Origin of the sequence: Leifsonia sp. ALI-44-B (genome assembly GCF_001984125.1) — a bacterium.
Lineage (GTDB): Bacteria > Actinomycetota > Actinomycetes > Actinomycetales > Microbacteriaceae > Okibacterium.
Map to the genome: position 1 here is coordinate 18207 of NZ_MTQL01000006.1, position 26018 is coordinate 44224.

The 26018-nt window shown below is 64.0% G+C and carries 23 protein-coding genes and 1 tRNA gene; 20 read left to right on the forward strand and 4 right to left on the reverse strand.

The features are described from left to right. The first annotated feature begins 3 nt into the window (after positions 1–3). On the forward strand, positions 4–963 hold the full coding sequence (locus ALI44B_RS01230) for an NUDIX hydrolase (RefSeq protein ID WP_077052983.1): 960 nt from the start codon (positions 4–6) through the stop codon (positions 961–963). 202 nt (positions 964–1165) lie between these two features. After that, on the forward strand, positions 1166–2446 hold the full coding sequence (locus ALI44B_RS01235; RefSeq protein ID WP_083709629.1) for a mechanosensitive ion channel family protein: 1281 nt from the start codon (positions 1166–1168) through the stop codon (positions 2444–2446). Between the two features lie 103 nt (positions 2447–2549). On the opposite strand, the gene ALI44B_RS01240 is transcribed toward ALI44B_RS01235, so the two are convergent. From ALI44B_RS01240 to ALI44B_RS01250, 3 genes are all read right to left on the reverse strand, one after another. Beyond that, complete coding sequence (locus tag ALI44B_RS01240; protein WP_077052985.1) at positions 2550–3185, reverse strand: TetR-like C-terminal domain-containing protein; 636 nt, start codon at positions 3183–3185, stop codon at positions 2550–2552. A 70-nt stretch (positions 3186–3255) separates the two neighbouring features. Next, a complete protein-coding gene (locus tag ALI44B_RS01245) occupies positions 3256–3747 on the reverse strand; it encodes an SRPBCC domain-containing protein (RefSeq protein WP_077052986.1) in 492 nt (163 codons plus the stop codon). Positions 3748–3846: 99 nt separating this feature from the next. After that, positions 3847–5148, reverse strand: a complete 1302-nt coding sequence (locus tag ALI44B_RS01250; RefSeq protein ID WP_143458914.1) for an NAD-dependent epimerase/dehydratase family protein — start codon at positions 5146–5148, stop codon at positions 3847–3849. A gap of 92 nt (positions 5149–5240) precedes the next feature. Here ALI44B_RS01250 and ALI44B_RS01255 point away from each other — a divergent pair, with 92 nt between their 5' ends. Together ALI44B_RS01255 and ALI44B_RS01260 are read left to right on the forward strand one after the other, a co-directional pair. Then, entirely contained in the window at positions 5241–5819 is a 579-nt protein-coding gene (locus ALI44B_RS01255; protein WP_077052988.1) for a DinB family protein, read from the forward strand. A 151-nt stretch (positions 5820–5970) separates the two neighbouring features. Further along, positions 5971–7266 carry a TolB family protein gene (locus tag ALI44B_RS01260; RefSeq protein ID WP_179100188.1) on the forward strand — a complete coding sequence of 432 codons (1296 nt, stop codon included), beginning with the start codon at positions 5971–5973 and terminating at the stop codon, positions 7264–7266. Positions 7267–7342: 76 nt separating this feature from the next. Here ALI44B_RS01260 and ALI44B_RS01265 read toward each other — a convergent pair whose 3' ends face one another. Continuing rightward, entirely contained in the window at positions 7343–8296 is a 954-nt protein-coding gene (locus tag ALI44B_RS01265) for a DMT family transporter (protein WP_077052990.1), read from the reverse strand. 39 nt (positions 8297–8335) lie between these two features. Here ALI44B_RS01265 and ALI44B_RS01270 point away from each other — a divergent pair, with 39 nt between their 5' ends. The 16 genes from ALI44B_RS01270 to ALI44B_RS01350 all read left to right on the forward strand — a co-directional run bounded on the left by ALI44B_RS01270 (position 8336) and on the right by ALI44B_RS01350 (position 24688). Beyond that, entirely contained in the window at positions 8336–8929 is a 594-nt protein-coding gene (locus ALI44B_RS01270; protein ID WP_083709377.1) for a MarR family winged helix-turn-helix transcriptional regulator, read from the forward strand. 93 nt (positions 8930–9022) lie between these two features. After that, positions 9023–9694, forward strand: coding sequence for a hypothetical protein (locus tag ALI44B_RS01275; RefSeq protein WP_143458917.1), 672 nt, complete (start codon positions 9023–9025; stop codon positions 9692–9694). A 37-nt stretch (positions 9695–9731) separates the two neighbouring features. Beyond that, positions 9732–10451 (forward strand): hypothetical protein, encoded by a 720-nt coding sequence (locus tag ALI44B_RS01280; protein ID WP_143458919.1) that lies wholly within the window; start codon positions 9732–9734, stop codon positions 10449–10451. A 95-nt stretch (positions 10452–10546) separates the two neighbouring features. Continuing rightward, entirely contained in the window at positions 10547–10987 is a 441-nt protein-coding gene (locus ALI44B_RS01285) for a hypothetical protein (RefSeq protein ID WP_077052993.1), read from the forward strand. 3 nt (positions 10988–10990) lie between these two features. Further along, a complete protein-coding gene (locus ALI44B_RS01290; RefSeq protein ID WP_143458921.1) occupies positions 10991–11698 on the forward strand; it encodes a hypothetical protein in 708 nt (235 codons plus the stop codon). Then, the gene (locus ALI44B_RS01295; RefSeq protein ID WP_143458923.1) at positions 11691–12371 is read left to right on the forward strand and encodes a hypothetical protein; all 681 of its coding nucleotides are present in this window, start codon (positions 11691–11693) and stop codon (positions 12369–12371) included. The genes ALI44B_RS01290 and ALI44B_RS01295 overlap by 8 nt, the downstream gene beginning before the upstream one ends. A gap of 136 nt (positions 12372–12507) precedes the next feature. Continuing rightward, on the forward strand, positions 12508–13140 hold the full coding sequence (locus tag ALI44B_RS01300) for a hypothetical protein (protein WP_077052996.1): 633 nt from the start codon (positions 12508–12510) through the stop codon (positions 13138–13140). 76 nt (positions 13141–13216) lie between these two features. Continuing rightward, positions 13217–13290: transfer RNA gene (locus ALI44B_RS01305), tRNA-Pro, on the forward strand. A 333-nt stretch (positions 13291–13623) separates the two neighbouring features. Continuing rightward, positions 13624–14913, forward strand: a complete 1290-nt coding sequence (locus tag ALI44B_RS01310; RefSeq protein ID WP_083709379.1) for an AAA family ATPase — start codon at positions 13624–13626, stop codon at positions 14911–14913. Positions 14914–15290: 377 nt separating this feature from the next. Continuing rightward, a complete protein-coding gene (locus ALI44B_RS15460) occupies positions 15291–17285 on the forward strand; it encodes a S8 family peptidase (protein WP_179100189.1) in 1995 nt (664 codons plus the stop codon). 14 nt (positions 17286–17299) lie between these two features. Further along, a complete protein-coding gene (locus ALI44B_RS16260; protein WP_202969350.1) occupies positions 17300–18271 on the forward strand; it encodes a hypothetical protein in 972 nt (323 codons plus the stop codon). 901 nt (positions 18272–19172) lie between these two features. Further along, positions 19173–20207, forward strand: coding sequence for an ImmA/IrrE family metallo-endopeptidase (locus ALI44B_RS16265; protein WP_077052999.1), 1035 nt, complete (start codon positions 19173–19175; stop codon positions 20205–20207). A 94-nt stretch (positions 20208–20301) separates the two neighbouring features. Then, positions 20302–20937, forward strand: a complete 636-nt coding sequence (locus ALI44B_RS01335) for a multiubiquitin domain-containing protein (RefSeq protein ID WP_353615666.1) — start codon at positions 20302–20304, stop codon at positions 20935–20937. Then, positions 20934–21335 carry a hypothetical protein gene (locus ALI44B_RS01340; RefSeq protein ID WP_083709382.1) on the forward strand — a complete coding sequence of 134 codons (402 nt, stop codon included), beginning with the start codon at positions 20934–20936 and terminating at the stop codon, positions 21333–21335. Before ALI44B_RS01335 ends, ALI44B_RS01340 begins: the two co-directional genes overlap by 4 nt. After that, a complete protein-coding gene (locus ALI44B_RS01345) occupies positions 21317–22756 on the forward strand; it encodes a HesA/MoeB/ThiF family protein (RefSeq protein ID WP_083709384.1) in 1440 nt (479 codons plus the stop codon). The genes ALI44B_RS01340 and ALI44B_RS01345 overlap by 19 nt, the downstream gene beginning before the upstream one ends. Before the next feature lie 279 nt (positions 22757–23035). Continuing rightward, positions 23036–24688 carry an LA2681 family HEPN domain-containing protein gene (locus tag ALI44B_RS01350; protein ID WP_077053002.1) on the forward strand — a complete coding sequence of 551 codons (1653 nt, stop codon included), beginning with the start codon at positions 23036–23038 and terminating at the stop codon, positions 24686–24688. Positions 24689–26018 lie beyond the last annotated feature (1330 nt).

Genomic DNA, 26018 nt, shown 5'->3' on the forward strand with positions numbered 1-26018 from the left:
GCGATGACCCGGGACTCTGGCGACGCGTGGGTGGAAGGCCCCGGCGGCATACGCCGTTGGGGCGTCTACGGCGCTGCCGGGGTGCTGGTGTTCGACCCCGCGCGGGGCGTTCTGCTGCAGCACCGTGCCGAGTGGAGCCACTTCGGTGGCACCTGGGCGCTGCCGGGCGGGGCTCGCCATCAGGGTGAGTCGGCCGTCGACGGGGGGTTGCGTGAGGCGGCCGAAGAGGCTGCAGTTCCGCGCGATGGTGTGCGGCTGCGCTCGGCCATCGTCGTGGACCTCGGGTTCTGGACCTACACGACCGTGATCGTCGACGTCGTGCGGCCGTTCGAGGCCGTCGTCGCCGACCCCGAGTCGATCGAGCTGCGGTGGGTGGCCGTCGACGACGTCGAGGGGTTGCCGCTGCATCCGAGTTTCGAAGAGGCGTGGCCGACGTTGCGCGCGCTGCTCGGCGAACACACGACGCTCGTGGTCGATGCCGCCAATGTGGTGGGGTCTCGGCCGAACGGGTGGTGGAAAGATCGGGCGGGGGCGACATCCGCTCTGCTCACGCGCATCGAGGATGCTGCGGCGGGCGGATTCGATCTGGGCGACGGCGTGATTCGCTGGCCTCGGGTTGTGGTCGTCGTCGAGGGGCAGGCCTCGAGCGTGGCCGAGACGTGGGCGGGCGATGAGGCGCGCGAGGCGTTGCTGCCGGCTGTCGAGGTGCGCGTTGCCGAACGGGATGGCGACCAGGCGGTTGTGGATGTCGTGGGGGAGCTGTTGGCGTCCGGCGATGCCGATGCCGATGCCGATGCCGATGCCGATGCCGATGCAGGCGCGGCTGCGGGGGCGGGCGCAGGCACGAGTGTCGTGACTGTGGTGACCGCCGATCGCGAGCTGGTGGAACGCGTCGAGATGCTCGGGGCGACGACGCTCGGGCCCGGCTCGTTCTTGCAGCTGCTTGACCCTGCCGGGGCTTGAGAGTTAGACGCTGCTGAGGCCTGAGCGCCCAGTCGCGCAGCTTGATCGCCGCGCGAGACGTTCAGCGCGCGTTCATGCGATTGCCGGGCGACACCCGGCTGGGTTTCGGCCTGCGGGGGAGAAGCTGCGAGCATAGACCAGTACTGGTGAACGACGGCGTTCGCACGACCCCGACAACCGTGACCCGTGAGTGGAGCCATCCGTGCAGGAATTCTTCGACAACGTCTTCGTGAGGGCTGGCGTATCCGCCGCCCTCGGAGCACTCGCCGCCGTCGTGATCACCGCGATCGTGGCGTTCGTGTTCCGGCGCATCGCGCGGCGGGAACGCTGGGTGCAGCGCTTCGTTGACCGGGTGCGGCGGCCGTTCCGCATCGTGCTGCTGATCGCGCTCGTGTGGGTGGCGCTGGCCATGGCGGTCAACGACGCCGACTGGCGGGGCTCCATTGATTTCGTGGCGCGCATTCTGATGATCGCTGCGGGTGCGTGGCTTGTCGCATCCCTCGCGCTGTTCTTCGAGGATGCCGGGCTCGACCGTTATCGCATTGACGTGGCCGACAACCGGGTCGCTCGACGCGTGCGCACACAGGTGTTGATTCTGCGGCGCCTGACGGTCGTGGTCATCGTGATCGTCGCGATCGCGTCGATTCTGCTCACGTTCCCGGGCGCGCAGGCCGTCGGTGGCAGCATCCTGGCGTCGGCCGGTGTGGTGTCGATCGTGGCCGGTCTGGCGGCGCAGTCGAGCCTGGCAAACGTATTCGCGGGCATGCAATTGGCTTTCAGCGATGCCATCCGCGTGGATGACGTCGTGATCGTCGAGACCGAGTGGGGCCGGGTCGAAGAGATTACGCTCACCTATGTGGTCGTGCACCTGTGGGACGACCGCCGCATGGTTCTGCCCTCCACCTATTTCACGTCGACGCCGTTCCAGAACTGGACGCGTCGCAACTCCGAGCTGCTCGGTGCCGTCGAGTTCGACCTCGACTGGCGTGTTTCTCCCGCGCAGATGCGAGAAGAACTCGACCGCGTGCTGGCCGAAACCGAGCTGTGGGATGGTCGCGCCTCGGTGTTGCAGGTGACGGACGCCGTGGGTGGCTATGTGCGCATCCGCGTGCTCGTGACCGCTGTCGACGCCCCGACGCTCTTCGATCTGCGCTGCTACGTGCGCGAGGCTCTGGTGACCTGGCTGCACGAGACGAGCCCGGGTGCGCTGCCGCGCGAGCGTGTCGTGATCACCGAGCCCGGCGAGAAGCGGGCGCCGACGCGCGAGAAGAAGAACGTGCCGACCGACGCGCACGGGTTGTTCTCGGGGGATCAGGCGGCCGAGGAGCGCGCGAGCTTGTTCACGGGGCGGATCACGACGATCAGCCCGGAGGAGGCTGCGTTGGCTGCGGATGGTTCTGACCGCGGCTACCGTGCTGAGCGTTCCGAGCGTTCCGACCGTGGCGACGTGTGGGACGACCGGGCGGACGATCGTCGAGAGTAAGAAGCGGGCTGCCCGTTACGAGCGTCGCGGGCAGCGGTCTCCGCTGCCGCGGCGGCAGGTCTCGGTCGTCACGGCCCGTCACCGACCCCGTGAGTCGGGCCGCTTAGGCCGAGACGGGCGCCGGCCACCAGGCCGGCAGGAGCGACATGACGGCCGCCGCATAGGCCTCGGCGTCGGTGTCGTCGCCCAGCGCCCACTGCTCGATGGACGCCATGGTGCCGCCCGCGAAGTAAGCGGCGGCGATCTCGGCCGAACCCGCCGGTGACATCTCGACGCCGGCCTCGCGCCAGAAGTCGAGGGCGATGGCGATGCGTTTGTGCAGCGTCGACACGAGGATGCGTCGGAATCCGGCATCGTTTTTCGCCAGGAACAGCGCGCGATAGGCGGGGCGCTCCTCACTCACGTGGGCGAGGATCTGGCGCAGCGACTCCTGGTAGCTGGCGCTCACGACCGACGGGTGCGCGAGACTGTCGCGGGTGACGTCTACCGTGGCGAGGCGATCGACGATGCGCCCGAAGATGTCGGCCGCCAGCTCTTCGATTCCGCGGTAGTGGCCGTAGAACGTGGTGCGGTGCACATCGGCCGCCCGGCACAGCTCGGCGACGCCGATGTCGTTCAGGTCTTTGTGTTCGAGCAGCTCGAGCAGCGCCGTGGTGAGGGCGCGCAGGGTGCGTGCGGTGCGAGGCTCGTCAGACGGCGGCGTGCCGATATCGCGCAGAGAAATGATGGATGCGGTCATCTCCCCATTATCCGACGGGGCTGCGGTGGGCTCGCCGTGGCCGTGGCCGTGGCCGTGCTCGCGCCGGCGCTCACGCATCGTCAAGGGACGTCACGCGTGCGCGCATCGGTGAACCGGTCTCGACATAGGTCTTCAGGTTGCTGAGCAAGTAGGGCCAGCCTGCCGCAACCTCCTGCGCCCGCTCGAAACCGCCGGGGATGCCCGTGTGGTCGAGGCAGACGCGCGTGAGCCCGCCCTCGTCGGTGACCGTCCACGACACCTCCCCGGCCGGTGCGACCTGTTCGGAGCCGTCGCGCGACCAATGGGCCTCGAACGTCATCGACCAGGAGTTCGGCTCGTCGTAGGAGGTGATCACTCCGGCGATATCTACGGTGCCATCGTGGGCGAGATAGTGGATGGGGCTGCCGACCGCCCAATCGGTGCTGATGTAGCTGTCGAAGAACCACCGCTCGACGCGATCGGATTCGACGATGCTCGCCCAGACCTCGGCGGCGGGTGCGGCGATGACCACCTCGTAGTCGCAGTCTGTCGTCGAGAGCGTGTCGTTCGTGCGCCAGGTCATGCGTCCTCCTGTGGAGCGTGGAGTGCTGCGAAAGTTGCCGTTGGTCAACCATACGGCCGCCTGGAGGTCGCACGGGACGACGGCATGGCCAGTAGTCGGTTAACGCGACCCCCAGGCCGTGAGGAGCTGAGCTTCATCGGCGTCCAAGAGACCCGCCCGCGGGTTGTTACGTGCCGCGGTGTCGGTGTCGGTGTCGGTGTCCTTGTCGGTGTTGGTGTCGGCGTCCTTGTCCGACTCCTCGCCCGTGACCGCGCTGGAGGCTGCCGGAGGAGAGCTTGCGGCCTTCTCGGCGCTCAGGATGTCGGTCAGCGTGTCGGCGAGGGGGCGCAGCTGCATCCCCGCCTCGAGGGCTCGCGAGACGTCGCGGTCGTTCATGCCCCACCAGTCGCGGTCGTCGATCCAGAGCGGGAGGCTGCGCGGGCCGGCCCACGGGGAGACGCCGTGGTCGAGCAGCCAGCGTTCGTCGACCTCCACGACCGGGCCCGTGTAGTCGGCGACCTGGCGCGCGACCGCGAGGTGCTCCGAGAAGGGGAGGCCGGGGCTGGTTGCGTTGAAGACTCCTCGGATGCCGCGCTCGACGACCCTGACGATGAACTGGGCGAGATCGCGCACATCGATGAGGGCCGTCGGCAGGTCGGGGACCGCGGGTGCGAGAACCGGGCGCTGGGCGCCGGTCGGGGGCATCCGCTCGTTGTCGGACGGGTGTGCAACCAGCGTCGTTGTGGACGTGCCTTCGGCCGCGCGCGCGAAACGGGTGGGCCAGTAGGTGCTGCGGCCCGTCGGATCGCCGGGGCCGCCGATCAGGCCGGGGCGGATGAGGGTGCTGCGGTCGGGGCCGAAGGCTGCCCGGACGGCTCGCTCGGCGGCGGCTTTCGCGACGCCGTAGGGCACGTCGGCGGCAGGGGTTGCGGGGTCGGGATCGGGGAAGGTGGCGGCATTCTCGTCGGCGTTGCGTTCCGATTGGCTGGCGTAGGCGCTCGTCGAGGAGACGAAGAGGTAGGCGTCGGCGTGGGGCTCGAGGGCCACGACGGCGGCTCGCACCTGTTCGAGGGAGCGGGAGAGGTCGATCACCGCATCCCAGCGTTCGGCCGATGGCGCGGGAGCAGAGGACTCGGGAGCAGAGAACTCGGAGGGAGGGAACTCGGAGGTAGAGGGATCGGAGGCAGAGGGGCTGCCGCTTGAGGAGGCATTCGCAAGGTTGGGGCGCGGCTCGGATGTCGGGGGCACGACGCCGGCGTAGGCATCCGGCTGGTCGCGGTCGGCGCTGATGAAGCGGGCACCTGTGGGCACACGACCCGACTCACCGCGAGCGAGGCACGTGACCTCGTGCCCCGAAGCGAGTGCCGCCGTGACGATCTCGCCGCCCAACCAAGCCGTTCCGCCCAAAACGAGGATTCTCATGGGGTCAGTCAAGCAAGGTGCGGCGTCGGTCGGGGCCCGGTTCGCTGACGGCAGACCTAGCGCGGCGCGACCGTTGGCGGCATAGTCGGAGCATGGATCACAAGGAACAGCTGCACGGATATCTGAAAGTCAGGCGGGCCGACCTGCTCGGCAAGCTCGACGGGCTCAGTGAATATGACGCCCGGCGGCCGCTCGTGCCCACCGGCACCAACCTGATCGGCCTCGTCAAACACGTCGCCAGCACGCAGCTGGGCTACTTCACCGATGTGTTCCGGCGCCCCGCCGACCGCCCGATCGCGTGGGACATGACGACCGACGCCGATATGTGGGCCACGGCCGACGAGTCGCTCGCCGAGATCATCGAGTTTCACCACTACTCGAACGAGCAGACCGACGCTACCATCCAGGCCCTCGACATCGACGCGCCGGGCCGCGTGCCGTGGTGGCCGGGGGAGCGCGGCAAGGTGACACTGCATCAGATTCTCGTGCACATGACGGTCGAGACGTCGCGTCACGCGGGGCACGCCGACATCCTGCGCGAACTCATCGACGGCTCGGTCGGCAACGGGCCTAACGACCCGAACATCTCGACGACGGATGCCGCGCACTGGGTTCAGATGCACGCCAAGATCGAGCGTGCGGCGCGCGAGGCGGCGGGGCGGGTGGAATAGGCGCGCTCGACGCGGCCGAAGCGGCGGCTGACGGGCCCTCCCGACGAACAGGGCACAACTACCCCTTCCTCAACCACCCGCTCCCTGGCACTCTGAGTGCGAGCCCCGATCGGTGGGCTCATTCGGACCGTCACGTCTAAAGGGGAACGCTGTGAAGAGAAGGTCTCTACAAATTTTGGCCGCGGGGGCTGCCGCTGCTCTCACCCTGGCCCTCGTGCCAGCCATCGCCGCCACCGCGGCTACGACGATCACGAGCAACGGGAACATTTATCACGGCTACGGATACACCATCAAACCGGATGGCACGTCGACAGGTATCGCGAAGTACGCGGGTGCCACGTATTACGACCAGAACATCTCGTTCTCGCCCGACGGCGGCCGCATCGTCTTCACGTCTCAACCGGCGGCTGGTCAGCCGACGAACGTAGTCACCGCCAACGCGGACTACACCAACCGCAAGACCATTTTCAGCGGCGAAAGCTTCAGCACCAACTATCCGCTGGCCCCCGTCTGGTCGCCGAACGGCGAGCGGATCGCCTACGTCGTGAGCTCAGATAACGCCCAGTCGCGGATCGTCACAACAAACCCCGACGGCACGGCCAAGAAGGAAGTCACCAACGTCGCTGATATGCCGAGCGTCTCCCGCTACGTATCGTGGTACCCCGACTCCGACCGCGTGCTGTATGTCAACAAGACGAACCAGCTGTGCACGATTTCGACGACAACCAGCGCGAAGACCTGCGCCAATCTGCCGAGCCAAGCGGTGACGGGTGCTGAATCCAGCTCGCCGTTCCGGGCACCGAAAGTCTCGCCCGACGGCTCCTCCGTTCTCCTGACACTGTGGCGGGGCGAGACCACCCAGCGTCTCGACGTGGCCCGTGTCTCGGTCAGTGGAACAAACTTCGTGAACCTCACCGCGGCCATGAATCTGCACCAGGCCACCGACCCGGTCTGGTCACCTGACGGATCCTCGGTTGCGTTCACGTACGCCCCCGCCGTGCAGGCCCAACCCCAGCAGGTCGCGGTCATGTCGAAGAATGGCACCAACCTGCGCTTGCTGGCGGCGACAACCGGTTACGCGAGCTCGATCGCCTGGCAGCCGAAGGTCACCGCCGTCAACGACCCCAGCGCGCTCGCGGTGACCCGCGTGGGCTACTGCGGCAACGATGGTGGAACCGACGCGTGGCTCAACCTCAAGGCGACGTGGAAGGCGGACCCGAAAGCATCCGTCGCCACCTACCGCCTCTATGAAAACGGCACGCTCATCAAAAACATCCCGAACACGCGTCTCAACGTGGGCACGCTCTCGACGAGCTTCTCGAGCACCCACTGGTGGGCGATGGATGCGAAGACGCTCGTCTACACGGTGAAGGGTGTCACTGCCGCGGGGGTTGAGACAGGGCCGTCGAACACTGTGACGATCAACGTTCCCGCTTTGGATTGTTGAGCGGTTGAATCTCGGGCGAGCCCGGCTGACGCGCAAGGCGCCGGTCGGGCTCGTTCTTGTGTGCGGGATGTGCCGGTCAGAGTGTCGGTCGTCGGTCAGACATCCGCCTTGTCATCTCGTGTCTGCGGGGCGCCTGCTTTGCTCGTATCGGCTGGGGATCGCCGGCTTCCCCCGTCGCCGCCCGTGCCGACCGTTGCTGGCCGACGAAGACGCCGAGAAGGACCAGGATGACGCCGCCGATCTGGATGAGCGTCAGAGGTTCGGCCGCGAAGATCGTGCCGAGGAGCACGCCCGTGACGGGGTTGAGGAGGCCGATGACGCCGACCGTTCCGGCGCTCAGGCGTTTGAGGCCCGTGAACCAGCACCAGAATGCCAGGGCCGTCGCGATCACGCTGACGTAGGCGAAGCCGAGGATGGCTCCCGTGTCGAGCGCCGGGGGAGCGCCCTCGAATGCGAGCGCCGCGATCGTCAAAGCGCCTCCTCCCGCGAGTAGCTGCCAGGCCGTCAGTGACAGGACGGGGATGTCGCTCGCCCACCTCTTCGAGAGTACGTAGCCGAGCGCCGACATGACCATGGCGCTCGCCGAAGCGACGACACCCCAGGCGTTGACCCCCGTGGACGAGGTGGCGACGATGAGGAGCACGCCCAGCATCCCGATCACTGCGCCGGCGACCACGCGGGGCACGGGGCGTTCCGAGGCGAGGGCCCAGGCGAGGCCGATCATGACGAGAGGCCCGGCGGCCATGATGCTCGCGGCGACGCTCGAGGGCAGCAGTTGCGCGGCCACATAGAGCAGCACGAAGAACGCGCCGACGTTGAGGATGCCGAGCACCGCCGATCTCCACCACCACACGCCGCGCGGCCGGCGTCGGGCGAGCAGCATGAGCAGGACGCCGGCGGGGAGTGCGCGGATGGCGGCTCCCCAGAGCGGGCTGTCGGCGGGGAGGAGTTGTTTCGTCACGAAGTAGGTGCTGCCCCACGCGATGGGTGCGACAGCGGTGATCAGGACCCAGCGCCATTTATCTTCCATGGAAGTTAATATACCTTCCTGGGAAGGTATAGTGAACGCATGAGTGTGAAATCGGGTTCCCCGCGCGATGATGCCAAGGACCGTGCTGGGCGCGAGGGGCGTGCTGTGCGCGACGACCGTGCTGAGCTCGAGGTACGTGACGGCCGAGGCGACCATGTCGCCCGCATCCAGGCCGAGTGGGAACGCGAGCGCCCTGACCTCGACGTTTCGCCGCAGGGAGTCTTCGGGCGCCTGCATCGACTCGCGGCGCTCCTGACGGACGAGATCACGGTCGTCTATCGCGAACACGGCCTCACCGAGGGGGAATTCGACGTGCTGGCCGCCCTGCGCCGCGCCGGTGAACCCTTTGAGCGAGCACCCGGCGAACTCGCCCAGCACACCATGGTCACGACCGGTGCGATGAGCAAACGCATCGACCGGCTCGAGGGGGCCGGACTGGTCACGCGCCGGGCCTCGTCCGAGGATGGGCGCGGGCGCGTGGTGGCCCTGACGGTCGAGGGGCGGCGCGTGATCGACGCGGCGTTCACCGACCACATCGCGAACGAGCATCGCCTGCTCGAGGGCATGTCCGCGGCGGATGTTACGCAGCTCGAGTCTCTGCTCGCACAGTGGTTGGCCCGCGTCGATGGCTGAGTACCCGCCTCGTTACAATCTCGAGCGTTTTCCCGCAAGCATCCCGCCCCGACACGCCGACGCGCTAGTGTGCTGATGACATGAGGGGGAGTCATGAGCGCATCTGAGCGCCCGAGCGAGGCCGCACTGTGGCGCGCCGGGTGGCGGCTTGCCGCGGGGTATGTGCCCTACGTGCTGCGGGGGCGTCGGCGGAAACTGGCGATCGTGGTGGGTTTCGCGGTCGCGCTCTTCGTCGCGGCTGCATCCGTCGGATTCGATGTGCTCCTATCGGGTGGGCTGAATGCGGTCAGCGTGGGATGGGCTGCGGTTGCAGCCGGGGGAGCCGCACTTGCTGCTGTGTCCCTCACGATCAGCAGTGCATCAATGCTCGAGTCCGAACTGCAGCCGCTTCCTCGAACGACTTCGCCCGTAGACCGGGCGCGCAGTCGCGCTCTGCGTCGCAACCCCTTCACCGCGCCGCAGTCTGACGATGCGACCCTCATGCGGGTTACCGATTCGCTTCGGGCGCATCGAGCGACACTCTCGGCGGGCGTCGCCGGCAATGGCGTGTTCATCGGTTTGTGGGTCGTGCTCGTTACGACAAACGTTTCGGCTAGTGGCGAGATCAGCGTGGTCGGCTGGGTTTTGGCAGCAACGGTTCTCGTCTTTGTCGGCGTCCAGGTGTTCAGCGTTCGAATGCTCGGTCTCACGGCCTGGCGTCTCAGCGTCATCGAACCCGTCGCGCGCCAAAGATTCGGCCACCCATCCCCAGTGACGAGTGGCTGAACGGATGCCTAAGCGCGCGACTCGAGAAGGGACCGCGATGTCTCGCAGTGACGTGTCGCCGAGCGGTTGGTGGAGCGAGGGTTGGCGACTGATCGCCGTTTACGTGAGACGGGTGTTTCCGCATCCGGCTGGTCGACGGGTTGTGATCGTTGGAGCGGTCGGAGCGCTGGTCGGTGTCGTGGGCGGGTTGCTGTTGAGCGGTCTGTTCGCCCGGATTGACTCGTCTAATTCATCGATCGTCCAGTCGGTCGCAATGGTCGTGACGTTGGGTGTGTTCTTCGGTGCACTTGCGATCACCTGCGCCGCATCCATCCGCCTGATCGGGGCAATGGAGAGGGACACCAGGCCGCGAGCGCTCGAACGCGCCGAGGAACGCCAGGTGCGGATGCTGGTGGTGCACCCCGAGAGGGGCCAGGATGCTGAAGCGGGGCTCATCGACGTTGCCCGAGACCGTTTGCGCATGTCCCAGCGCACTGCGCCGAGAGGGCTCATCGCGGTTGCGCTCGGGCTCATTCTCTACACGTCCTACAACGTGATGCTGCTCGTTCAAGATGACGCTTCGATGTATAACTTGCGCCTCGTGGCGGGTGCCGTGCTCATCGTGGTCGGGGGTGCGAGCCTCTTCCTGGGCTTCCGCTCGCTCGGTCGCTCAACGGCCCGCATCGCTGCGCTCGAGGCGCTCCTCCACGAGAGATCAGCGTCGCCCTCCGCATCCGAAGCTTCTTCGACTACGGCGGAGGGGGAGTCTCGACAGTGACGCAAGATCCAATTTCATCCCGGTCTTCGCGCTTCGAGGGTCCGCATCATTCCAGCTTCTGGAGGCGCGTCCCACCTGAATACCTGGTGGGCGCAATGGTCACCACCGTCGTGCTCATCGTGCTGAACCGCATCAACCCCGATGTTCACCTGTCGCTCGTGGTGCTGCCAGTCCTGCCCCTAGTTCTTCACTACGTCGTGGTTCGCCGAGCCGACCGCCAACGCGGACCCGGGTCTGAGCGACCCAACATCGAGCCGCGGCGCCTGCACGTCAGCCTCGCCCTCGTCGCCTTCTCCGTCGCTGCGGTGACAATCGGCAGCAGCATCATGGTGGGCGTATGGCTTGCGGCGACCTCGTCATCATGGACGGCCAACGCCTCGGCTTGGATGTGGGCGGGCGCCGCAACGTTCGCCCTCGTCATCCCGGCGGCGATCGCGCTCTGGGCAGTGAACCGCCGCGCAACCGCACCCTCGTCTGAGAACCCGAGCAGCGCCCCGGCTTCGGGCGGCAGCCCTCACGATCACAGGATGGTCTGAACCATGACTTCGAGCACAGACGGGCAGCCTCGCAAGCCCGTTACGGGCAAGAATGCCCCGTTCGCTTCGATAGTTCGACCCCCGATCGCCGTGTGGTGGCGCGACGGGTGGCAGCTCACCGCTGCGTCTGTTCGACACACGCTGCGTTCCCCGCGGTGGCAGATCGGTCTGGCCGTTGTGACCGTTGCCGGAGCTGTGGGTGGATTGTTCGGCTGGTGGCTCAGCTCGGCTCTTCCGGGTGCCGGTGACGAGTCCGCCGCATTTTTCGTCGGGCTGTTCGGTTTGTTCACGGGTCTTGTCGCCGCTGTGCTCACCGGTCTCATAGTGAGCCGGCGTGACCGCACCGCGCGGAGGGTGTCGCGTATCGCGCCGGTCGAGAGTCGCCGCGTCTTCTCGGGCGAGACTGACCCGGCGCTCGCCGACCTTCCGACCCAGACCTACGTTCGAGGACTCGTAGCCGATCTGCGCGAGCGCCTGCCGCTCTTCATCCTCATCTACTTGTCCGTTTCGCTGCTGATGCTCCTCGCGGCGAGCTACGGTGTCGTCACGCGAGGCTCACCGATCCTTGTTGTCCTGATGGCATTGATGGCCATCTCGAACGGAACCTCGAGTATCCTCGCCCTCAAGCTCCTGGGCTCCCACGGCCCACTCCTCAGCCGCCTCGGCAGCGCCCGGCTGGACACCACCCAGCAGGGCCCATCTCATGACTAGCGCTCACCTTGACCATCCCACAGCCGCCCCGCGCAACTGGTGGTCCGAAGGCTGGCGCGTCTACGCACGCAGCGTGCGCCAGTTCTTCTCGGTGCGCCGCATCCTGACCCTCCTCCTCGTCGTCGCGGCATCGGCCGTCGTCGGCGGGCTCGTGGGCGCCGGAATCATCGCGCTCGCCGCCAACCCCCGCCTCTCGGCCAGCACCCTCATCCTCATGCTCGCGGCCGCCGCGGGAGGCGCCTCGATCGTCATCGCACTCGGCGTCTGGTATCTGCGCGACCTCCGCGCCGACGCCCTCTCCTGGACCCCGCTCCCACCCGTCATCGCCGCCCTCGAGAAAGCCCCCATCCCCGACGGCTACCACGTGGATGCCGACACCAAAGCCCTCGTCATCTCCATCGTCCGCCGCCGACGCCGCTCCTTGACCTTCGCCGTCACAGCCCTGATGTCCGTCTTCCTCGTCGGCCTGACCTCCGGCATCACCATCCTGTCTCTCGGCGAAGCCATGACACCACGTCAGATCCTCATCTTCCTTCAGTGCTTCCTGTTCCTGTTCCTCGCGCTCTCGGCTGTGCGGTCGCTCGGCCAAACCACCACGCTCCTCGCCCACACGTTCAGCGGCACCATCCCCGACGTCTCTATAAGCACCCCGCCCACGAAAGCAGTCGGATGATGTCACCCCACGTCTCGAGCACCCCAGACGCCCCGCCGCCCAAGCCCACGAGCGCGCAAACGCGACAAGCCGGACGGCGCAGCCTGCGAGCCCTGCTCCCCAACTGAGCCCCACCGTTCACCGAAAGGATCCCTGAGTGACCGACACGCACCGCATCACCTGGTGGCGCGAAGGATGGCGCGTCTACCGCGTCGCCGCGCCCCTCTTCTTCACGCGCCGCCGCGTCGTGACCGGGTTGGTGAGCGTCGTCGCTGTGTCCGCCCTCGTCTACGGTGTCGTGTCGCTGATCCCCGTGCCCGAGTCGGCGCCGCTCTCGTCGGACTTTTTCGCCAGCATCCTCGCCGGTATCGCCGCATTCTTCGTGATCATAGGTTTTGGAGCCACCTGGTTCATTCGCGACAACCGCACCGACGGCCTCACCGCGGGAAGCATGCTCCCGGACGAACTCACACCCCTGCAGAAGGCGCCACCGGCCGCGGGGGAGAGGATCGACCCAGCCCGCCGCGCCCTCTCCATCTCGGTCGCGCGACGCCAACGCCGCAACTACGTTGCCGGCCTGACCATGTTCATGCTGGTCACACTGGTGCAGATCACCGGGTTCGTCTTCGCGCTCACGACCCCTGGCTCCCAACTGTTGTGGCCGCTCACCACCATCGTGGCCGCGCTCGCTGTCGAATGCTGGATCCTCAACGCGCTGGCCCAAACATCCGTGCTGCTCGAAAACGCAACCGGCCACCGCGACCCTCCCGCCGAACCGATCGCGCGGTAACCGGCCCTGGCACACAGTCGCCCAAATTATCCGCTAGGATTATCAAGTTGTCTTCGCCGCTCGCGGTGGATGACTTCGGGCTGTGGCGCAGCTTGGTAGCGCACTTGACTGGGGGTCAAGGGGTCGCAGGTTCAAATCCTGTCAGCCCGACAAAATCCCTGGTGAGAGGGAACTCTCACCAGGGATTCGTCGTTTCTGGATTTGGTCATTGTCTGGTTCACTCGCTCGATCTGATCGAGCCTTCGGTAGACGGAGTGGACAAAGCCAGATCAGGCTCGCCGCCCGTGGGCTGGACCAATATGGCCGCCGACTGCGCGTTCTTCCTCCTCGCCCACGACCGCCACGACGCCCGAACTGGTTGACGTCCACCGCTTCGTAAACTAAGGGGAGAAGATCGCATCCCTCGATCTCCGCCACAGCCGCATCGAAGCGATCGACACCTACGCAGACCACGACCGCATCACGGGCGGCGACACCGAGACGATGATCGACACGGCGTACACAGCCTGGCGCACCGACACCGTCGCCGGGATCACGACCGTGCTGATCGCCGACTCGAACGAATCTGTGCGCGCCCTGAACCAGCGCGCCCGCGCAGACCTCATCTGCGACGGAACCGTGAACGCGGACGCTAGAGTGGTAAGCATGGCGGGATCAAAAGCACCAATTTACCAGGACCCTGACGGGCTCGAACGCGCACTCATCGACCTAGTTAGGGTCGGTGCGCGCGGGCATGCAGCTGGCGTGCGCCAGCTCGCCGGTCGCCTGGTGCGCGCGGTGCCGCCTGCAGTTGCCGATGCGGGTGCCTTCCGCATCGCGGTTCACGATGCGCTGTCTGCCGCGAATCCTTCCAAGGGCCTTCGCTTCGACAGTGGGGCGATCCCAACGGATGCCGATGGCCTGCACTCCCTTCTGAACGTTGACGCTGTTCCTGTTGCTGACGAGTTTGTCGCAGACGAGAGGCTCAGCTCTGAACTGCAGGAGATTGTGGCTGAGAGAGAACGTGCTGATGAGTTGGCACGTGCGGGAGTCTCCATGAGCCGAACGGTCCTCTTTTCTGGTCCCCCGGGTGTGGGTAAGACGCTCGCAAGTCGATGGATTGCTCAACAGCTCGAATTGCCGTTGGTGACGCTTGATCTCGCTTCCGTGGTTTCGAGCTATCTGGGGAGTTCTGGTCGGAACATCAAGTCTGTCCTGGATTTCGCGAAGTCTGGACCCTGCGTGCTGTTCCTGGACGAGTTCGATGCCGTCGCCAAACGTCGCGATGACGACACCGACATCGGTGAGCTGAAGAGAATCGTCAACGTGCTGCTTGTAGAACTCGACCGGTGGCCGGACACGAGTCTCTTGGTAGCCGCGACGAATCATCCCCAGCTGCTCGATGAGGCGATCGATCGCCGCTTTGACCGCGTTCTGAAGTTCCCGCTTCCTGGAAGAGCCGAAAGGCGTGCACTCCTAGCAGGCGCGAACCACGGCGAGGTGTCTGTCAAGGTCATCGAGCTTGCGGCGGCAGCATGGGAAGGCCGAAGCCACTCCGTCATCATGCGCTTCTGGGAGCTCTGTCGGCGAAAAGCGATCCTGCACGATCTAGCGCTTGAGTTCGTCGTCGTAAGCGAACTAATCGAGCAATTTCCGACAAATGAGCTGCGAAACTCCGTGTGGCGGCACGCTCATGACGAGCTGGACATGTCTAATCGTAAGATCGCGACGCTTGCAGGCGTCAGCCATCCGACAGTTGCGACAGGTATCAGGCAAGCAAAGGACACGAAATGACAGATGCCGGGGGAGTGGGCAATGTCGCCCGCCGCCTACTTCTGAACGGAGAAGCTCTCCGACTGGATGTGGAGCCGGCACCGACCGGAGGCGGTCCAAAGTACGAGCCCTTCACCTCTGAACAAGCCCGAGAGTGGCTCCTCCCACAGATACGTTCCGCGCGTGCTGCGATTCAGGAGCTCCCTGAGGTGCTCCGAGCGCCCGACCGCGTTTACGTAGAAGCGAAGCTGCTGCCCAACTACATTGCCCCGAGCTACTACCCAGAGTCTCTCCTTGGTTTCATAGGTGCTGTTCCGGTGGGTTCGCGCGCCGACTCGGGTACGCTCCGCACAGCATCGAAGGTGCAGCAGAGTGGCACGCGACGCCTAATCCTTGCGGTGGACAACACAGCCCTGGAAAGGCTGGAAGAACTTGTCAACTCGCCTGGCACTGGCCGAAGCGCGCTGCAGGCCTTTGCGCAAATACGACGACTAGAGGAATTCGCCTCGCCAGCAGTAAGCACAGTTCTACGAACCAGTCCTGAAATTGACGTCGCGGGGCACGAGAATTCCGTGTGGGAAGCGGTTCTACACCCCCGCGCAGTGCGTTCCGGGGAGCCAGTACCGATTGACGACGAGGCCCTGGATCGTTGGGTCGCTCTCGTTGAGTCGCGTGGCGGTGAAGTGCATCGAGACTTCTTCCGTCAGGTGGGGGGACTCACGTTCGTGCCGATTCGCGCGTCGCGGTTAGATGTGCCGGAGCTTGCACGGTTCAACCCGCTGCGGGTACTTCGGCCGATGCCCGCTATCCGGCCCCGCCCGCGCTTTGGACTCCGAAGTGGAAGCCGAATTACCCCGCCGGCCGTTCCGGGCGCGCTGGCGGATGTGACAACGGTGGCGGTGTTTGACGGGGGTGTCAGTGACACGGGCGGCGGCGGCCTGTTTCCGATATCACTCGTTGATTTGACCCCAGAAGCCGCAGACGCGGACGATCTGGACCACGGCACAGGAGTGACCGGCGCCGTGCTGTACGGGCTTCTGGAGTCGGGCGCGCAGGCACCGCAACCGCCGCTGCCGGTGGAAAGTTTCCGAGTCGTGCCCGCTCCATACAGCCCTGGGGATCTGGACGGGTACTGGATACTTGATCGCATCAAGGAGACCTTGTCCGAGGACCGGCACAAGATCGTGAACCTGAGCCTCGGACCAACACTCGCCGTCGAAGACGACATGGAACCGAACCGCTGGACAGCCGAGCTAGACCAACTTGCGTGGGAACGGGACATTGTCTTCGTCGTTGCGGCAGGAAACGACGGAAACCAGCATCCGGATACCGGATTGCACCGAGTTCAGGTCCCCGCCGATATGGCCAACGCCGTATCGGTCGGAGCTTGCGACGCGCCCGCCCCGGATCGGCCATGGGCGCGGGCTCCCTACTCTTCGATGGGGCCCGGGCGACCGGGTAGCCGAATACAGCCCTTGGGCGTTCAATTCGGCGGAGTCGATGACCGCTTGTTCAACGTGTTGCGCTCCGACGGAAGCTTCCTGGAGGCCAGCGGGACAAGCTTCTCGGCACCGATTGTGACCCACGCCCTCGCGGACCTTGCTAGCAGGCTACCCCGCGTAAACAGCAGTGTGCTTCGTGCATTCGCGGCCCACTTTGCTGAGCGCCACCGCGCATACAAGGCAAGGCAAGATGAGCTTGGATTCGGACGTCTGCCGCTCTCATTCGCTGACGCCCTAGATTGTGGGCCTGACGAAGCACACGTCCTGTTCGTCGATCAGATCGCGCGCGGCGACATCCTCGGCTATCAACTGCCTGTGCCGGGAACCTTTTCGAGCGCCGCGAAGATCTCAGTCACGCTCGCATATGCCTCTCCCGTGGAACCAACCCAGCCGACCGAGTACACCTCTGCATCGCTAGAGCTCACATTGCGCCCCCATCGCAACATCTTCCGGTTTTCGCCGCCACGAGGCTCGACGGAGAAGGCTAGGAACGTTGACTTGACGTCGACCGAAGCACGAACGTTGCTAACGTCGGGGTGGACGAGCAGCCAGGAGCCGGTGACGAAGACGCTTACAAGCGCAGCGAGCTTGAATGAGGCAGATCTTCGAGATTCAGGCAAGTGGGAGACACTGCGACACCATCGAGTCAGTTTTGCCGCCGGTGAGATCAATGACGCACGGCTCGAATTGCGATACTTCGCCCGCCGAGCAGGTGCTCTCGACGGGTCGCCAACCGAAGTACCCTTCGCAATACTTGTCTCTGTCTCGGACCCCAATTCCAGCGGGACGCTCTATGACGAAGTCGCTGCGCAGTTTGCTGCGCTCCGCCCTGTACAGCGGGTTGCCGGACGTGTTCGACTGCGCAGCGGTCGCCAAGACGCCTGGTACTAGGACGGACCCCCGGTATGACGACGACACTGATTCGGGACGAGGCACTAGCCCGAGGAACACTCGGGATATCCGCGCTAGCGATGATGCGAAGCGTCATGGCAGAGCAGCTGCCAAGATTCCCTGGTCTGCGCGATACCGACTCAGTCGACGACTTCGTCAACAGCTTCTTCGAGGACAAGGCCGCCGGTTACGCCAACGTAATCACTGCCCTTCCTGACGACCGGGCCGCCAAACGGGAGACCCGAAAATGGGTCGAACGGTGGCTCGTCGACCTCACACGCAAGCAGCCGTGGGGTGCGCTCCGGAACCGGCTCGAGAAGCGGCTCGAACGTTCCTCCTTGTTTAGTCCGTCAGCGGTTAAGCACTACTGGTTCCTCACAGACGGCGAGGACATCGACCGGCAGGCCAGCGAAGCCGCCCTTCGAGAGATCGCAGCCAGCGCCCAAGTCGAGATATCAGTCGCCGCCGGCGATGGCTCAGTGACGTTGGGGAGCAAGGGGCAGCTAGAGGAGATGCTGCGAAGAGTGCTCGCGGCGGCGGGCCGACTGCATGTGAGCGATCTCACCAAGATCTGCGCAGACCGATTCCCGTCGCTGCTGGAGACGGGGGATGTCCTGACATCCACAATTGATGCGGACTGGGACAGTGTCGAAGAGAAAACCTCCGCTGTTTACAGTTCAGAGGTCACCGAGATAAAGGTCGACGACGAAAAGTTCGCCCAGCGGTTGATGCCGCAGCTCACTAAAACAGAGCTCGCAGTCATCCGTCACGGGGGAGACGCCGCAGCGCTGGTAAAGGAACTTGGCGTCGGGCGAACCAGCGCATACAACGCCATTCAGAAACTCCGGGCTCGGCTGACAGAACTTGCGGGCGACAGCACACGAAGCCAAGGAATTCTCGCTGCCTTGCTCCGTCTCGTATTGGACGATTCGCCCAATGTCCCGTCATTACACAGTGAGGATATGGAGGACTCCAATGTCGTCTGAGGCATCAGAGCGCTGGATGGCGCTCTCCCAACAATTTCCCATAGGCCCGAAGCGGAGGAGCGGCATGCTTCGAAGCGCCGAGTCAACCGATGCTGTTGTCGTTGGGCAGTTGCGGCACGCCTACTGGGGCGACGCTAGCCTTGTGGTGGTCGTCAACGCGATCGACGACGCCGCAGCAGTAGCTTCCGTGCTCCCGGCCACCTTGGAACCTGGGGTCGAGAATAGCAAGGCCGTCGTCATCGAAGATGAAGCTAGCCCTTTGCATGGGTCTGTGGCAGTCTGGCCAGCCGCCCAGGGCCTAATCCCTTTCGCAACGCTCGGCGCGATAATCGCAACGATTCCCAAGCCTCAGCTTCGAGCAATCGAGTCAGCCCCTTCAAACGACACGATCCCGGGCGGGCTTCGTCGAGGCCACGCGGAGCCGGCACTTGAATCTGGTGATGCCCTCGCTCTGGCTGACCTTTTCGATGCGTTTGACGTCCTTCAAAGCGCACCACGGCTGCATCCGGCGGTCTCAGATAGCGCGGGCGTCCGGTTACAGATTCCACTTGGGACCATCATGAGCGCTTTACAAACGTCACAGCCGCGCGCGATGGCAATCCGAATGGGTAAAGAGTCGCTCACAGCCGAGGAGGCCAGTCGCCTCGCTGCGGCAGCAGAAGTCCCTGTAGGTGAAGTTCTCGGCGCGATTGACCCACTACCGACGGACCTCCAGCGCGAATTGCAAGAGCCGCGTTGGCGTTCCCGCATCCGGAACCGAGCAATTGACGGCGACGAGGACAGCGCCCGCACACGCCTTGGATATGAGGCATACCAGCTCGCAGCTCGCGAAACAGGCCAAGGCCGTGAGCTCTGGCGGCAGCGACTGGACACAGTCCTCGCTACAGACAATCGATAGCCCATGCGCGCCTCCTTCGACGACACTCCGGCTCAGGTCGCAGCGATGCTTACCGCATGGGAAGCTCTGGGCGGATCTCTCGAAGACTTGACGCTCGATTCGTTCGCGGCCCTGGAACAGCGCAGCGATCTCACGGTGCTTCGGGTGCCTGAGTTCGTTCCGGCAGACTCGCAGCTTGGATGCTCCGTCGCCGGCGGGTACCGCTGGGAGCCGCCAACACTGGTTGTGACTGAGTCGATGTCCCGCCGTCGCCAACAGTTCACGCTCCTGCATGAACTCGGTCACCACATTCAAAAGACAAACATTGATCTCGGCACAAAAGTTGTCGAGCACCGGGAGCCGGAGGCATTCGAAGATGCCTGTTGCGATGCTTTCGCCGCACAGCTACTCCTCCCGGACGTCCTAGTCAACTCGCTCATCTCCGATCGTGGTCCTACTGTCACCACTGCCCTCGAGTTGTTCGAATCTTCGAACGCATCGCGTGCGGCGATATGCGTCCGCCTTGCCAACCGCCTCCAGTCGCCCGGCGCTGTCGTTGTTGTCGATGAAGGCGGAACAGTGACCTTTGCGGCTGGTCGAGGTGGCCTGTATCCCCCAGCCCGCGGTAGCAACCAGACCGAGAACCCACTCGTGCGCGCAGCACTCGATGCAGAGGGCGAACGCCGGACGTTCGCGCGCGACGACGCGCAGATCTGGTATCGCGATGGCCACACCTCTGAGCGGCTATACGGTCAGGCGGCATGGGCAGGAGACCTGCTGTTCCTCGTCATGGTCGAATACAGCGCGCCGTGGCTGGCCATGTCTCCACCCAGAGACGGTACCGCCCAGTACACGACCGACCGTTGGGACCAGTGCGAGCACTGCAGCAAGTCATTCGTCATCGGCTTCATCTGTCGCAAGTGCGGGCAACCTCGCTGCCCATCTGGGCACTGTGGATGCACCTCCAAGACGCAGAAGACGTGCCTGGAGTGCTTCCTCCAGAAGCACTCCAACCAGTTCGCTCCCGACTCGACTACGTGTCTGGAATGTGCGAGTTGATCACGGTGTGGACGATTCGTGAGCTGTCCCGTCTCTAACTGTTGAGCAGGCAACCGGCCTGCCACACAGCAGTTAGGAGCCCATCGTGGCACCCATGGAAAAGGCCCGAATCTACATCGACAGCGAGCCGATTGACGTTAAGGAGCGGCGCCTCACCGGCGCCCAGCTTCGCGCGCTCGTCACACCGCCAGCCGACAACCTGTGGCGCGACATCAATGACGCGCAAGATCACCTTGTCGAACCCACCGAGCCGGTGGCAATCGAGAACAACATGCGATTCTTCACCGACCGTCCTCGCGTGATCTACATCGATAAGGTCCCTTACGAGGTTCGCACAGCGGCGCTCACGGGGACGCAGTTGCGCCACCTCGCTACGCCGCCCGTGCCCGCCGGTCATGGAATTTGGAAGGACATCCAGGATGATCTCGACGACCCCATCGAGACGGGCGAGATCGTCGCGGTCATCAACGGCGATCGCTTCTTCACGAAGCCGCTGCCGCTGAAAAAGATTCACGTCACCGTCAACCGTCGTCCCGTTACCGTCCACGGTGCGGAACAGACCGGCCTCTCGATCAAGGAGACCGCGATCGCCCAGAGCGTGCCAATCAAGATGGACTTCCTCCTGTCTCGCAAGGACGGACTGAGGTTCAAGCCGGTTGGCGACACCGAGAACATCCGGGTCCGCAAGGACGACGAGTTCCGCGCAAACGACGGGGACGACAACTCGTGAACCCGACAACAACTACCGCGGCTATCGCAGAAGCGATCGAAGAGCTGACTGAGACGTTTGCAGAAGCGAACATCACGACCGAAGATGACGGAGCGGGCGGGGCCTGGGTCACCATCAGCGATGTCCCGCTTGGGCCGGTGTACGAGCAGGAGAGTTCCTGGATTGCGTTCCAGATCACTTTCCCGTACCCGGAAGCGGACGTGTACCCGTTGTTCGTGCGCCCCGACCTTCGCCGGAAGGATGGCGGTGCTCACAGCGAAGGATTCCAGGCGGTCCAGTGGGGGCCGCGGGCCGAGGCCGGAACGCAACTATCCCGCCGTAGCAACAGGCTCGACCCTGCGATCGACACTGCCGCTACGAAAGTCCTGAAGGTACTCAAGTGGATGAGCGAACAGTGAACGACAGCTGGTCGGTCGTGATCACCGGGGAGCAGTGGGCCGCCTTGCACGGACATCTGTTCCCCGGTGACGGGGGCGAGCACGGCCTCGTCCTCCGGTGCGGGATTGCGCGTAGCCCTCGTGGAATTCGGCTCCTGGTCCGCGACGTTGTGCCAGCAACCGACGGCGTCGACTACGTCGAAGGCAGCCGGGGCTATCGCAAGCTCACCGCCGAGTTCGTCGCAGACAACATCGATGTATGCGCGCAAGAGAAGCTCGCCTATATTGCAGTGCACAATCACGGCGGGCGCGACCGCGTTGGTTTCTCCGGAACAGACATGGCGTCTCATGAACGCGGATATCCAGCGCTGCTGGACATCAACGACGGAGTCCCCGTCGGCGCACTAGTGTTTGCCAACAACGCCGTAGCGGGTGACATCTGGACTAGCGACGGGAAGCGTCGCACCATCACTAACTTGTGGGTTGCGGGGCGGTCCCAGCGCACGCTCACGCCCGAGCCTGTGTCTGCCAAGGTCGCGGACCCAACTTACGATCGGCAAGCGCGCATCTTCGGCGATCGTGGCCAGGCGATCCTCGCTGGATCTAAAGTCGCCGTTGTTGGGCTTGGCGGAATCGGCTCGCTCATTTCGGAGTACCTCGCCCGGCTCGGAGTGGGAGAGCTTCTACTCATTGACCCTGATCGACTCGATCCGACTAACCTGCCGCGCGTTGTTGGAGCCCGCCGATCCGACGCGATGCCTCTACTCCAGAACGACGCTCGGCCCCGGTGGATGCAACGACTCGGCGCTCGTCTCGCGACCTCCAAGGTCAAGATCGCAGCGAGAGTCGCTCGCCAGGCCTCCCGGAGTGTGCGGATCAGCACGGTACCGCGCTCCGTTGTTGAGGCGGACGTCGCGGCGCTTTTGACGGACTGTGATCACATCTTCCTCGCCGCGGACTCTGCGCTGGCGCGGCGCTTGATCAACTCGATCACCCACCAGTACCTCATTCCTAATACTCAGGTCGGCTCGAAGGTCACGGTCATTGATCGGCAGGTTGCCGACATATTCTCCGTGTCTCGAATGAGTAGCCCTGGCAGCGGCTGCCTGCAATGCAATGGTTTGATTCCCGCGTGGAAGCTGACAGAAGAAGCCACGAGCGATATCCAGCGCCGCCGGCAGCGATACGTCGAAGACGAGGACATTCACGCACCGAGCGTGATCACGCTCAACGCGGTAGCCGCATCTCGCGCGGTCGATGACTGGCTCATGGCCATCGGCGGTCTCACGGAAACGGAAACGACTGCCGACCATTGGGTCGAGTATCACCCACTCACCGATGAAGTAGTAGAGCACGAGCCCGCGAAATCGCCCGAATGCCGACACTGCGGTGCATCTCGCTTCGCCCGCGGAGATGGAGTGCCGCTGCTTGCGAAGCCATAGGGAAAGAAAATCGACGAAGTCGGTGAGGTTGATGAGCGGTACGCTGCGCCACCTCGTTCCAGCACCTCGTCAATCTAATTGGTCTTCGGGCGGAAACTCTAGGTGTTTGATATGACACCCAGTGAACTCCCGGTTCTCAACAGGCGTGGCGAGTACGTGTTGGCCTTCGGATTTGTCGGGGGCGACGACTAAAGTCGGATTTGGGAGGTTGCCGTCGACTGCGGTTGCTTCGCGGACATGCGAGGTCTGTGACGCACAAAATCAACGGAGGGGAGCCCGGTGGCATCGTACAGCGAGTGGCATCAGAGGATTATTGACGTTCATGATGCCGCAAGCGATGCTGGTGCCGCGGCCCAGGAAGTCCTACGCCTCGGGCGGGAAACCTACTCGGACCTTAGCGATTTAGAGCGGGCTGGATTGCGATTCACGTGTTCATCGCTCGCCATCAACACGGGTGCGACTATCGGCGATGTCGATATCTTGTCCCGGGGCAAGGAGCTCGCGCGGGGAGCTCAGCGGGATGTGCCGACGGACCACCCGCTCCACTTTCAATGCATGTACAACGTTGCGAACGCCACTCTGGAGATTTGCGACCTTGGAATGCCGACGAACGGACCCTGGGAGGAGCAGCTCGCTGGAATTGCGGAGATTCGGCGAGTTCACCGGTCTGAGCTCCGAGACGCGCGTCGCATGCTCCACGAGGTCGGATCGTCGCCGGTCGCGGATTCTCACACGCGATCGGCGGCTTACTGCAATCTGGCGAACTGCCTCGACCACTCTGGTCGCTGGGCTGAGGCTTACGACTTCTATTTGCGCGCGCTCGACGCAGACCCCTCGAACGGCAACGCAGCTGGCAATCTCGCCAAGTTGCTGATGAATCGAGTGATCTCCGGGGTCGGGCAGACCGGGCACCTTGCGGCAGTCCATGACAAGTATGCGAAGCTGGCACGGTTGCTCCGAACCGGAACCATTGCCTTCGCAGGAGAGGAAACCGCGGCGAGGTGGGATGACCTTAGAGAGACGGAAAGTCCTGGCCACCTCGCGCATGGGATGGACGGTCCTGACCGCGAGTACCGCGAGTGGGTTGCAGCGCATCGGCTTGCGCTTTCTGCTGCCGTCGAAGGCCTCGGGACAGAGGAAGCGCACTGGGACGGCGCAGCAATCGAGATCCTGTACGGGACCACGTTAGACGAGATGTCGCCACCAATCCTGGCGGAGATGAACGTACTGAAGTCTGACTACCTGGTCTCGCGCCGTCTCGCATTCGACGGCTATGTGCACGTCGCCGAAGGCCCAGAACAGAAAGCAGATGACTCCGGGTTCTACGTGGAGACGCTCGACTACTCACTGTACGGAACTCAGTACTCAAGGCTCCTGCTCGCACAGCGATCCGCACTCGACGTGCTGGACAAGACAGCGGTCGTTGCCAACGAGCATTTCGCCGTCGGAGACGAGGCTCGACGGGTGTCCTTCCGACAATTCTGGTCAAGCAAGGACGGCCGCGTCCGCTCTGAACTCCAAGAGAATCCCCAGCGTAGTTTGGCCGCTCTTGCACTCTCCGAGCTTGCCTACGACATGGACAATGGTGGCATGTATGCACCCTCACAGGCTCTGCGCAATGCCGGCACCCACCGGATCGTGCACGCAGCCATCATCGACACCACCGGGGTTACAGTCAATGCGCGAAGCCGAATCGACATCTTCGAGCTTGTCGATTCGACCGTATTGGCGCTCCAAGCCACGCGATCTGCCTACCTCTACCTCGTCGATCTTGTCGCGGGCTGGAATCACCCAATCGATCATCCGGACGCCTATCTTCCGTTTCCCTCATACGAGTACATGAAGTTCCCTGAGGAGCCCGGAGACAACTCGACGCCTGATGGGACTGATCCTGCGCCACAGAATCAAGAGGATGGTGAGGGGAGTCGCTAGATGACTTTTGCGCCTCGCTCGATTACGAGGTAGGCGAGATTTCCGGGGCCAAGCTATGGGCTGAACGGTGTGGACGGTTTGCCATTAGACGATTGATGTGCTCCACGAGACGGATCACGTGGAAGGGTGAGGGATGGCGAACAGGATGTACTGGTGCGATCGCTGTAAGCGTGAGCACCGAAACGATTCACAAATTGGACGCGAACACTTCTACGAACGGAGCAGTCTCGGTCGGACGCCATCTTGGCCGTCGACACTGTCTAGGACGGGAAGCACGCAACGTTCATCGCACTCATCTTGCCCCACGCCAGCACCTAGCCCGGTGCGAACGCCAGCACCTCGCTCGACGTCGGTGGGGCCTCCACCACATCCGCCCTTGATTGCCCCGTCACGTATTGAGCGGAGACGTCGTCGTTCGCGGCACGTTCTCAATCGACGGACGGGTGAGGAGGTTTCGACAGCGCTTCTCAACTTGATCTTCGAGGCGGGATCTCCACTCGCGATCATTGCCGATGAGCTTCTTGAACAACTGCCGTGGCACAAACGGCGAGCTTGGTCTCATTGGTTCTGCATCCTTCTCGAGCACACCAGTGACGCGGTTTCGCCGGGCACTTACATCGCGGTGGTCCAGAAAGAGATCACGAGCCTGTTGCAAGACAAAGGAATGCCCCGGTTCGTTGCACTCTCGATTGGCAAGTCATTTGGCGCAGTGGCGAACAGGCTAGTTGGATCGCTGGGCACGGATCAGATTGTCGCGGCTCTGCGAGCCTTGGTCCTTCTCCTGTGCCCGGACTTCAGTCGGTGCCCCACGCAGGAGGCAGTATGCGCATATTTCCTGAAACCGGAAGTCGAAGAGGCCCTTAGGACGATGTTCAAAACTTCGTTGTGAGACGTCAGTTCGCGCATATTCGGTGAAAGCAGCTCAGACCAGGCGGGCCTATTTCCGCTCATGTGACTGACGAGAACTTGAAGTTGCAGCTGGTGACGCTGACCAGAGATTTACTGTTCCACTCGCGGGGTGTCTCGCAATGGATCGAGGCGTCGGCGGTCTCCTGCGGGGTGCTTTGTGGTTGTCGAGAATTTCAAGCCTGACTCCTTGCCGATTGGACGGTCCAAAGAAAATTGCTTTAAAGATGCCATCTCGATGAGCCGCCCTTAGTGCCAGCAGCAGAGTATGGAGGTGGGGGACTAAAAGGGGGCCAGAATCGTGCAAACCGTGCATTTCGCGACGTGCCCTGCACAACCTGAGGCCGGAATCGCGCGGAAATTGGAGATCATCGCGCTGAGTGGACGCCTGGGGGTCAAGGGGTAGCTGACGCGACGTGCATCG